The following is a 9946-nucleotide window of genomic DNA, read 5'->3' as shown; positions in this document are numbered from 1 at the left end:
CCTTTGTCGGCAGCCTGATCATCATCGTCGCCGCGCTGGTGATCCGCTTCACCGGGTTTCTCGCCATCGACCCGTTGCTCGGCATCGGCTTCGGCTTCGTGCTGCTCTGGGCAAGCTGGGGCATCCTGCGGGACTCGGTGCACCTCTTGATGGAAGGCACGCCGCCCGGCGTCGATCTTGCCGAGGTCGCCGCCACGCTCGGCCGACTCGACGGGGTGCGCGACGTGCACCACGTCCACGCTTGGGCGCTGACCAGCGGCCGCTACGTCTTCTCGGCGCACCTGCGCACCGAAACCCCGCTCACTGCCGGAGACGATCTCCTGGTGCGGGCGCACGATCTCCTGCGTGACCGGTTCGGCTTCTTCTTCGTGACGCTGCAGATCGAGACGACCTGCCTGGACGAGGCGGCCGTGGCCGCGATCGACATCACGTCTCCGGCACCTTCGGCGTAGCGCGTCTTCCAGTTGACCGAGGTCAAGGAGCAGCACCCGGTGGCGCCGCAGGCTGGCTCCAGCAGACAATGGAGCAGCCGATGAAGACAGCGATACTTGCAACGCTCGCCGCCCTGGCGGCCAGCGGCTGGGCCTTCGCACAGCCCGGCGAAGGTCCGATGATGGGTCCGGGTCGCGACGGCGACCGTCCGCGGAGCTTCGGGATGCCATGGGGCGACCGGGGCGACATGATGGGCCCGGGGATGATGGGCCCCGGCATGATGCGGATGATGCTGATTGTGATGGACACCGACGGCGACGGTGCGCTCTCGCTCGAGGAGGTGCAGGCGGTCCATGCCCGGGTGTTCACCGCCATGGACGCCGACGGCGACGGTCGCGTCACGACCGAAGAGATGGAGGTTTTCATGCACGGCGATGAGGATTAGCGCCATCGGCCGACCGCGACTGAAGGTCAGGGGCGCTGCGCTTCTGAGGCACCGCGCCCGGCTGACCCTTCAGGCGTCGAGGTTCACCCGGCGCAGCCGCAGGGCGTTGGTGATTACCGAGACGGACGAGAGGCTCATCGCCGCCGCGGCGAAGATCGGCGAGATGAGTAGCCCGAGGAACGGGTAGAGGACACCCGCGGCGACCGGCACGCCGGCGGCGTTGTAGACCAGCGCGAAGAACAGGTTCTGGCGGATGTTGCGCATGGTCGCGAGTGAGAGCTTGCGCGCCCGCACGATGCCGTTGAGGTCGCCCCTGACCAGCGTCAGCCCCGCGCTCTCGATCGCGACGTCGGCGCCGGTCCCCATCGCGATGCCAACGTCCGCCTGCGCCAGCGCCGGCGCATCGTTGACGCCGTCGCCCGCCATCGCGACCTTGGCGCCCCTTTCCTGCAGCTCGCGGATGATGCGCGCCTTGTCCTCGGGCAGGACCTCGGCGCGGATCTCGTCGATGCCGAGCTTGCCGGCCACGGCGCGGGCGGTGCCATCACGATGCGGAAGCCGAGCGCGTGCAGCGCCTTGAGCGCCGCCGGCGTCGTCTCTTTCACCGGATCGGCGACACTGACGAGGCCGGCGACGGCGCCGTCGACCACGACGAACATCACGGTCTCGCCTTTGTCGCGACGGGCGTTGGCAGCATCCGAGGCGGCGCGTTCGAGGCCGAGCTCCGCAAGCATCGCCGCATTGCCGAGGGCCACAGTCTTGCCGTCGACCACGCCCTTCACGCCCTTGCCGGTCACCGCCTCGAAGTCCTCGGCCGCGGCGAGGGCCAGGCCCCGAGTTTCTGTCCCGCGGACGATCGCTTCCGCCAATGGATGCTCGGAGCCGCGCTCGAGGGTGGCGGCGAGCCGCAGCACCGCCGCTTCGTCGTAGCCGGGTTCGGGGAGCACGGCGACGAGTTCGGGCTTGCCGACGGTCAGGGTGCCGGTCTTGTCGACGATCAGCGTGTCGACCTTGGCGAAGGTCTCCAGCGCCTCGGCGTTCTTGATCAGCACCCCCGCTTGGGCGCCGCGTCCCGTGGCGGTCATGATCGAGATCGGCGTCGCCAGGCCGAGTGCGCAGGGACAGGCTATGATCAGGACCGCGATCGCCGAGATCAGCGCATATGCAAGCGCCGGCGTCGGCCCCCAGATCGCCCAGGCGATGAAGGCGAGGACCGCGACGCCGATCACGGCCGGCACGAACCAACCGGCGACCGCGTCGGCGAGCCTCTGGATCGGCGCGCGCGAGCGCTGGGCCGCCGCGACCATCTCGACGATCTGCGCGAGCATGGTGTCCTTACCGACGCGCTTCGCCTCGATGATGAGGCTGCCGGTGCCGTTGATGGTCGCGCCGGTCACCGGGTCGCCGGCGACCTTCTCCACCGGCACCGGCTCCCCGGTCAGCATCGACTCGTCGACTGAAGACCGGCCCTCGATCACGTCTCCGTCGACCGGGACCTTGTCGCCGGGCCGCACGCGCAGCTTGTCGCCGACCTGAACCTCATCGAGCGCGATCTCCTCCTCGCGGCCGTCCGGCCGGATGACGCGGGCGGTCTTGGCGGCGAGGTCGAGCAGCGCGCGGATCGCCGAGCCGGTGCGCTCGCGGGCCTGCAGCTCGAGGATCTGGCCGAGCAGCACCAGAACGACGATCACCGCGCCGGCCTCGAAGTAGACGCCGACCTGGCCGGAATGGTCCCGGAAGCCGTGCGGGAACAGCCCGGGCGCAATCACCGCCACGACGCTGAAGCCCCAGGCCGCGACGACGCCCATGGCGATCAGGCTGAACATGTTGAGGTTCATCGTGCGGAAGGACTTCCAGCCACGGACGAGGAACGGCCAGCCCGACCAGAGGATCACCGGCGTCGCCAGGATCAGCTCCAGCCACCGGGCAGCCCGCTCGCCGATCCAGTCGCCCACCGGCACGCCGAGCATGGGCCCCATCGCAAGGACGAGCAGCGGCACGGTCAGGACGACCCCGACGGCGAAGCGGCGGCGGAAGTCGACCAGTTCGGGATTTGGCCCTTCGTCACCGGCCGGCACGCCCTTCGGTTCCAGCGCCATGCCGCAGATCGGGCAGTCGCCCGGGCCAATCTGCTCGATCTCGGGATGCATCGGGCAGGTATAGATCGTGCCAGTGGGCATCGGCTCCGGAGCAGGCTTGCCCTTGAGGTAAGCCTCGGGCTCCGCCTCGAACTTCTCCTTGCAGCGGCCGGAGCAGAAGTAGAAGCGCTCACCGCCGTGCTTTGCCATGTGTCGGGCCGTCGAGCGGTCGACCTTCATGCCGCAGACCGGATCGGTCGCCTCGATGTAGTCCTCAGGGGCCGCAACGAACTTCGTGCGGCAACCCTCGGAGCAGAAGTGGTAGGTATGGCCGACGTGCTCGTGCCGCGGCTTGCCGGCCGTGGGGTCGACGGTCATGCCGCAGACCGGATCGCGGACCACCGTTGCCTCTGTCGCGATGTCGGATGCGTGCATGTCAGCCTCCCGATTCTGGATCCGACACCCCATATGCGCCTTCCAGCAACTGGAAGGTCAAGGGGTGCTTGACCCTCCAGCTGCTGGAAGCGCTACGATGCGAACCAACGGAGGGAATCGACCATGAACATCGGAGATGTCGCCGAGCGGAGCGGGTTGCCGGCGAAAACCATCCGCTACTACGAGGACATCGGCCTGATCCGACCCAAACGCGGCGGCAACGGCTACCGGGCGTTCGGGAATGCCGACGTGCACAAGCTCGCCTTCCTCGGCCGCGCGCGGTCGCTCGGCTTCTCGATCGAGGAATGCCGGGCGCTGCTGGCGCTCTACGAGGACGAGGGCCGCGCCAGCAGCGAAGTGAAGCAGGTTGCGGAAGAGCATCTGGAGCAGATCGATCGCAAAGTCGCGGAGCTTCAGGCGATGCGCACCACCTTGGCGAAGCTCATTCAACGCTGCTACGGTGACAATCGACCCGACTGCCCGATCTTGGACGATCTCGCCGGAGAGGACAGCGCGACGACCGCCCATGGATAGCGGCAAGCGAGCGGTTGCGACGTTGATCGTCGCGGCCATCGGTACGTACGGGCCGGCGCTCGCGTCGCACGCTCCGGCGGAAGGGCCCTTGGCGGTCGGCGCACAGGTCTATTCCGTGCATTGCGCCTCCTGCCACGGTGCGGACCTGGAGGGGCAGCCCGACTGGCAGCGCTCGGAGCCCGACGGGACGCTGCGGGCGCCGCCACACGACGACACTGGCCACACCTGGCATCATCCCGGCGCGCTGCTGGTCGACTACGTGACCCTTGGAGGAGCTGAGACGCTGCGCCGGCTCGGCGTGACTGGCATCGCCAGCGGAATGCCGGCGTTCGGCGGTGTGCTGTCGGGCGACGAAATCGACGCGGTGCTCGACTACATCGCCAGTCATTGGTCGGAGCAGATGCGCGCCTATCAAGCCGAAGTGACCCGGCAGGCGGAGGGGAACTAGAGGGCCGGCATCCGCCCCTTACTGCTCTTCCGGCGGCTTCAGTCGCCTGAACTGGGTGAGCAGCAACAGGTCATAGAGGATCTTGAGCGCGCCACAGATCAGCAGCGGCAGCGCCTGGAACGACGCGGCGAACAGCGCGCCGGCGAGCGCCGGGCTTGCCGCCGCGGCGAGGCTGCGCGGCACAGCGGTGAAACTCGCGGCCGCCGGCCTTTCGGCCTCGGTGACCACCGCCATGACGTAGGAGGATCGGGTCGGCACGTCCATCTGCGACAACGCCGCCCGCACCAGGAGCAGGCTGAGTGCGAGCGGCAGCGTCGGCGCGAAGGCCGTCAGGATCAGGCAGACGCTCGACGGGATGTGCGTGAAGACCATCGTGTTGATCAGCCCGACGTGCCGTGAGAGCCATGCCGCGACCGGGAAGGAGAAGGCCGAGAGCAGTCCCGACCAGAAGAAGAAGAGGCTCGCGGCGCTCAGCGACAGATCGAACCGCTCGAAGAGCCATAGCGCCAGCAGCGACTGGACGACGAAGCCGCCGGCAAAGGCATCGAGACTGAAGAGCGCGGCGAGCCGGTAGACGATGTGCCGAGAGGGGCCAAGTGCCGCCGAATGAACGGGGCTCGTCGGCATCGCCCGCCGCGGCAGGCGCGCGTAGAGCAAACACCCGGTGACACCGAGCAGCGCGTAAAGGACGAACATGGCCTTGATCGCCATGAGCAGGTCCACGCCGACGTACGCGAGATAGGCCGGGATGGCCGCAGCCAGGGCCCCGCAGGCCGCGCTCAGGGCGCCGATCATGCTGTAGTGCGCGAACATCCGGGTTCGGCTCCGGTCGGCGACCTCGCCGCTCAATACCGCGTGCTCGAGGGGCACGAAAATGCTGACGCTGCCGGCCGACGGATTGATCGTGCCGGCGAAGGCGACCACCAGAAGCAGGGCGAACTCGTGCACCAGCGTGAATGCGACGCCGGTGGCGACCATCAGGCTTGCGCCAGCGAGCAGCAGCCGCCGACGATCGTGCCGGCCGCCGATCATTCCGATCGCGAGCGTCAGCAGGGCGGACCCGAGCAGCGCCGAGGTTGCGATCGCGCCGACCTCGAACGGCGAGTAGCCGAGCGCCGTCAGATAGACCGGCAGCAGCACGGCGACGAACCCGTCGCCGAAATCGCGCACTGCCCGGGCCGATAGCAGGTAGATCAACGACCTCGCTGCGACGGCCGATCCCGCCGCACCGTCCTGCGTTACGCCACTCGACATATCTGTCCACGATCGATCATCGATCAGGCTCTACCTTCAGGGCGTCGGCTGGAGCGGCCCGGGCGAGGCTACCTGCACCAGAACGGCTTGCGAGCTTCGGTCCGGGCCCGGTACCGCGTCAATCCGATGTCGCGCAGCAGATGGTCGTCGAGCTCGGCCAGCGCGTGCCGCTGACGGCGGCGGTCGTCCCACGACAGGATTGCTGTCACTGCCCTGCGCGCGAGTGTCGCCGCTGACGGCGTGACTGCGGGTGGGCGACCAACGGTCGCGCCTGCGCTGCTGAGCCCTTGAGTCGCGATCATGTTATGGCCTCCGATTTCAGTCGGCTGCATGCCGATGGAGGCTCTCCAATAAGGCCGGAAGACGCTTGCCCGCAAAGCATCGTTTCTCTAGCCTGCCCCAGATTTTCTCATGATCTTTCGCCGCCATGCCACGCCGGCTGCCCTCGCTCAATGCCGTCCGGGCCTTCGAGGCGGCGGCCCGGCACGAGAGCTTTACCCGGGCAGCCGACGAGCTCTGCGTCACGCAGGGCGCGGTCAGCCATCAGGTGAAGGCGCTCGAGGCGGAGCTGGGGCTCAAGCTCTTCAACCGGGAACGCCAGCGGCTGGCGATCACCGAGGCGGGCCGCGACTACCTGAACGTGGTCCGCGACGCTTTCGACAGGATCGCCATCGGCACCGAGCGGCTGCTGCAGCGGCAGAACTCCGGCGTCCTCACCGTCAGCACCTCGCCCGACTTCGCGGCCAAGTGGCTGGTGCATCGCCTCGGCCGCTTCGCGGAGGCCTACCCGGAAATCGAGCTGCGGGTGTCGGCGACGCTGCATCACGTCGACTTCGCGCGCGAGGACATCGACCTGGCGGTCCGCCACGGCGAGGGTCACTGGCCGGGGCTGCATGTGACACGGCTCTGCAGCGAGGAGCTGTTCCCGGTCTGCAGCCCGCGGCTCGCAACCGACGCCCGTCCTCTGAACGTGCCGGCCGACCTGCTCGGCTTCCCGCTCTTGCATCTCGACGACCGGACGGTCTGGGCGACCTGGCTCGAGGCGGCCGGGGTCGGCGACGCCGGCGCGATGCACGGCCCGGTGATGAACCGGGCGAGCATGGTCATTGACGCCGCGGTGGACGGCCAAGGCGTCACGCTCGCGCGCACCACGCTCGCTGCCTGGGACCTGATCAACGGTCGACTCATTCGTCCGCTCGCGCTGGCCCTGCCGCTCGCCAAATCCTACTGGATCGTCTGCCCGAAGGCGTCCGCGTCGCTGCCGAAGATCGTCACCTTCCGCGACGGGCTGCTCGCCGAAGCCGCTGACGATGCGCAACGGATCGCAGCGCTCGAGCCATAGCAACGGGCGGCGGCGCCACTTGATTTCGGTCAGGGCAGGCGCGTGACCGATGTTGGAAGCTGGGGCGGATGCAGGGAGGCATAGATGCTGCCGTTCGGCCACGACGCGTTCATCGACGTGTTCCGGGCCTACAATACCGCGATCTGGCCGGCGCAGATCGCCGCCTACCTGCTCGGCGCGACGGTTTTGCTTCTGTTGATCCGCCCAACGCCCCTCAGTGGGAAGGCGGTCGCCGCGATCCTCGGGCTGATGTGGCTGTGGACGGGTCTGGCCTATCACGCCGCCTTCTTCAGCGCGATCAACCGGGCGGCCTACGGCTTTGCCGCTCTCTTCGTCGTCCAGGGCCTGATGCTGATGTGGGTGGCGGTCACCGGGCGCCTGGACATTCGGATTCGCGGCGGCGTCCGCGGCGGGATCGGCCTCGGCATGATCGCCTACGCGATGCTGCTCTATCCCGTCATCGGGGCGATGGCCGGCCAGAGCTATCCGGGCGTTCCGGTCTTTGGCGTCGCGCCCTGTCCGCTGGTGATCTTCACCTTCGGCCTCCTCCTCATGGCGGACCCGCTTCCGCTCCGGCTCCTGATCGTCCCGCTGCTCTGGTCGCTGATCGGCGGCTCCGCCGCCTTTCTGCTCCGGATCCCGCAGGACTGGGTGCTGCTTCTCAGTGGCGTCGTCGTTGCCGCCATGCTGCTCCTCGCTCGCCGGCGCCGCGACAAGAGTGAGGCCTCCGCCACGACCCATTCCTGAAGGCACACCACCCCGCGTGTGCTTGTCGTATCCTACCCTGGGGGATAGGATATGCCATGGACGCCATTCCGAAGCACCGGAGCCATCCGGAGATCGTCAAGCGCCTGCGGCGGGCCGAGGGCCATCTGCGCGGCGTGATCGCGATGATCGAGGCGGAGCGGCCGTGCCTCGAGATCGCACAGCAGATGCACGCGGTGGAGAAGGCGATCGGTCAGGCCAAGAAGGCGCTGATCGAAGATCACCTCGACCACTGTCTGGACGCGGTCGTCGGGCCGATGGAAGCCGGCCAGCGCCAGGAGATCGCCGACTTCAAGGCGATCGCCAAGTACCTCTGAGCGTGGACATGCTGGGCGTCCTCGCGAACCGCACCTATCGGCATCTTTTTCTCGCCCAGGTCGTGTCGCTGGTGGGCACCGGACTGGCTACGGTCGCGCTCGGGCTGCTCGCCTTCAATCTGGCGGGCGATCGGGCCGGCGCCGTGCTCGGCACGGCGCTCGCGATCAAGATGGTGGCCTACGTCGGCGTCGCTCCGATCGCTGCCGCCTTCGCCGAGCGTCTTCCCCGCCGCGGCATGCTGGTGGCACTCGATCTCGTCCGGGCCGCTGTGGCGCTCGCCCTGCCGTTCGTGACCGAGATCTGGCAGGTCTACCTGCTGATCTTCCTGCTGCAGTCGGCTTCAGCCGGATTCACGCCGACGTTCCAGGCGACAATCCCCGACGTGCTGACCGACGAGCGGGAGTACACCAACGCGCTCTCGCTGTCGCGGCTCGCCTACGATCTCGAGAGCCTGATCAGCCCGATGCTCGCCGCCGCGCTACTGACCGTGATCAGCTTCCACAGCCTCTTCGCTGGGACGGTCGTCGGTTTCCTGCTTTCGGCAGCGCTCGTTCTGTCGGTACGCCTGCCGAGCCCGAAGCCGGCGGCCCCACGCGGCATCTGGGACCGGACGACCCGCGGCATCCGCCTCTATCTCGCGACGCCGCGGCTGCGCGGGTTGCTGGCGCTGAACGTCGCGGTCGCAACAGCGGGCGCGATGGTGATCGTCAACACCGTCGTTCTGGTGAAATCCGCCTTCGGCCGCGGCGACGCGGATGTTGCCCTGGCGCTCGCGGCCTTCGGCGCCGGATCGATGGTTGCCGCCCTTGTCCTGCCGCGGCTCCTCGAGCGCGTTCCGGACCGAGGGGCGATGCTGGCCGGCGCCGGCATCCTGGCGGGCGGAATGCTGGTCGGTCCGATAGCGAGCGATCTCGGGAGCCTGGCGCCGCTCTGGTTCGTCGTCGGCCTCGGCTATTCGCTGACCCAGACGCCCACCGGGCGGTTGCTGCGCCGGTCGGCGCACGCCGAGGATCGCCCCGCGCTCTTCGCCGCACAGTTCGCGCTGTCACATGCCTGCTGGCTCGCCGCCTATCCGCTCGCCGGCCGGCTCGGCGCGGCGGCGGGGTTCGAGGTCACGTTTCTGGTCATGGCGGTTCTCTCGGCACTCGCGGTTTTGGTGGCCTCACGACTTTGGCCTGCGGCCGATCCGGATATCGTTCCCCACGCTCATACCGATCTCGAAGCCGGCGACCCGCACCTCTCCGCCGCGCCACTGGACGAGCAAGGACGCCATGTTCACGCCTTCGTTATTGACGAACTCCATACTGTTTGGCCGCGGTCTGCGTAGCATTGGCTGTCATCGGTCGAACGCGCGGGTCGCAGAATGATGGTCACCTTGCTCCCGAACGGGTTTATCGTCCCCCCATCGGGGCGCTCGATGCGTCCCGCGGTCGCATCAAGCGGTGGCGACGAAATCTCGAACTCCATGCAGCAACGGTGCTCCGGCTCATCCCAACAGCGAGACGCCGATGGCCACGAAGCCGAGCAGGAACATGGACAGGGACGTGTGGAATAAGCTCGTGGCGACGCGCCTCCAACGCATGTCGTTCTCGTGGTCCGCAGATGTCAGGGCGACCGCGGCATGATAGGAGGCACCCCAGGTTGCCACGCCCGTCGTAACCCCAAAGGCCCAGATGAAAAGGGCGCAGACAAGCGCGGCATCCGGCACGAAGTCGAGATTGGCGGCCTGGCTGAGCCCCGCGATCAGGGCGCCGGAGTTGATCGTGACGACGGCGGTGACGCCCGCGTTAGCATAGGGTCGGATGAGTTCGAGCTGGTAAGGTTCGGACATCGGTGTGGCCTCGAGAGAAGCAAGGCTTGGTGAGCGGGCAGGAGCCCCGGAAAGCGAGAAACCG

Annotated in this window: 11 protein-coding genes and 1 pseudogene; 8 read left to right on the top strand and 4 right to left on the bottom strand. The window is 68.1% G+C overall.

All coding sequences use genetic code 11. The features are described from left to right. Positions 1-452 (top strand): cation diffusion facilitator family transporter (locus Q0112_RS07500; RefSeq protein WP_297973452.1); only part of this gene is annotated, 452 nt, incomplete at its 5' end. Positions 453-532: 80 nt separating this feature from the next. Continuing rightward, positions 533-877: a hypothetical protein gene (locus Q0112_RS07495; protein WP_297973449.1), complete on the top strand. Its 345-nt coding sequence runs from the start codon at positions 533-535 to the stop codon at positions 875-877. A gap of 69 nt (positions 878-946) precedes the next feature. Here Q0112_RS07495 and Q0112_RS07490 read toward each other — a convergent pair. After that, positions 947-3390, bottom strand: a pseudogene (locus Q0112_RS07490) (heavy metal translocating P-type ATPase). Positions 3391-3513: 123 nt separating this feature from the next. On the opposite strand from Q0112_RS07490, the gene cueR reads away from it, so the two are divergent. After that, complete coding sequence (gene cueR, locus Q0112_RS07485; protein WP_297973446.1) at positions 3514-3924, top strand: Cu(I)-responsive transcriptional regulator; 411 nt, start codon at positions 3514-3516, stop codon at positions 3922-3924. Next, positions 3917-4372 (top strand): cytochrome c, encoded by a 456-nt coding sequence (locus Q0112_RS07480; protein WP_297973443.1) that lies wholly within the window; start codon positions 3917-3919, stop codon positions 4370-4372. The genes cueR and Q0112_RS07480 overlap by 8 nt, the downstream gene beginning before the upstream one ends. A gap of 18 nt (positions 4373-4390) precedes the next feature. Here the strand turns inward: Q0112_RS07480 and Q0112_RS07475 are convergent, their stop codons facing one another. Both Q0112_RS07475 and Q0112_RS07470 read right to left on the bottom strand, forming a co-directional pair. Then, a complete protein-coding gene (locus Q0112_RS07475) occupies positions 4391-5569 on the bottom strand; it encodes an MFS transporter (RefSeq protein ID WP_297973440.1) in 1179 nt (392 codons plus the stop codon). Positions 5570-5694: 125 nt separating this feature from the next. Further along, positions 5695-5928: a DUF1127 domain-containing protein gene (locus Q0112_RS07470; protein ID WP_297973438.1), complete on the bottom strand. Its 234-nt coding sequence runs from the start codon at positions 5926-5928 to the stop codon at positions 5695-5697. A 125-nt stretch (positions 5929-6053) separates the two neighbouring features. Here Q0112_RS07470 and Q0112_RS07465 point away from each other — a divergent pair, with 125 nt between their 5' ends. The 4 genes from Q0112_RS07465 to Q0112_RS07450 all read left to right on the top strand — a co-directional run bounded on the left by Q0112_RS07465 (position 6054) and on the right by Q0112_RS07450 (position 9378). Then, positions 6054-6968 (top strand): transcriptional regulator GcvA, encoded by a 915-nt coding sequence (locus tag Q0112_RS07465; protein ID WP_297973435.1) that lies wholly within the window; start codon positions 6054-6056, stop codon positions 6966-6968. A gap of 84 nt (positions 6969-7052) precedes the next feature. After that, positions 7053-7715 carry a DUF6064 family protein gene (locus Q0112_RS07460; RefSeq protein WP_297973432.1) on the top strand — a complete coding sequence of 221 codons (663 nt, stop codon included), beginning with the start codon at positions 7053-7055 and terminating at the stop codon, positions 7713-7715. Positions 7716-7771: 56 nt separating this feature from the next. After that, on the top strand, positions 7772-8050 hold the full coding sequence (locus Q0112_RS07455; RefSeq protein ID WP_297973430.1) for a metal-sensing transcriptional repressor: 279 nt from the start codon (positions 7772-7774) through the stop codon (positions 8048-8050). A gap of 8 nt (positions 8051-8058) precedes the next feature. After that, on the top strand, positions 8059-9378 hold the full coding sequence (locus Q0112_RS07450; protein WP_297973427.1) for an MFS transporter: 1320 nt from the start codon (positions 8059-8061) through the stop codon (positions 9376-9378). Positions 9379-9537: 159 nt separating this feature from the next. On the opposite strand, the gene Q0112_RS07445 is transcribed toward Q0112_RS07450, so the two are convergent. After that, positions 9538-9946, bottom strand: a 409-nt coding sequence (locus tag Q0112_RS07445; protein WP_297973425.1) for a hypothetical protein, incomplete at its 5' end; no start/stop codon positions are given.

This window comes from uncultured Amaricoccus sp., from assembly GCF_937858865.1.
In the GTDB taxonomy this organism is placed as follows: domain Bacteria; phylum Pseudomonadota; class Alphaproteobacteria; order Rhodobacterales; family Rhodobacteraceae; genus Amaricoccus.
The sequence above is the reverse complement of the archived record's forward strand: the minus strand, read 5'-3'. Positions and strand labels throughout refer to the sequence as shown.

Coding starts and splice junctions, on each gene's coding strand:
- Q0112_RS07495 (WP_297973449.1), top strand. CDS start 533: ATGAAGACAGCGATACTTGCAACGCTCGCCGCCCTGGCGGCCAGCGGC.
- cueR (WP_297973446.1), top strand. CDS start 3,514: ATGAACATCGGAGATGTCGCCGAGCGGAGCGGGTTGCCGGCGAAAACC.
- Q0112_RS07480 (WP_297973443.1), top strand. CDS start 3,917: ATGGATAGCGGCAAGCGAGCGGTTGCGACGTTGATCGTCGCGGCCATC.
- Q0112_RS07470 (WP_297973438.1), bottom strand. CDS start 5,928: ATGATCGCGACTCAAGGGCTCAGCAGCGCAGGCGCGACCGTTGGTCGC.
- Q0112_RS07465 (WP_297973435.1), top strand. CDS start 6,054: ATGCCACGCCGGCTGCCCTCGCTCAATGCCGTCCGGGCCTTCGAGGCG.
- Q0112_RS07460 (WP_297973432.1), top strand. CDS start 7,053: ATGCTGCCGTTCGGCCACGACGCGTTCATCGACGTGTTCCGGGCCTAC.
- Q0112_RS07455 (WP_297973430.1), top strand. CDS start 7,772: ATGGACGCCATTCCGAAGCACCGGAGCCATCCGGAGATCGTCAAGCGC.
- Q0112_RS07450 (WP_297973427.1), top strand. CDS start 8,059: ATGCTGGGCGTCCTCGCGAACCGCACCTATCGGCATCTTTTTCTCGCC.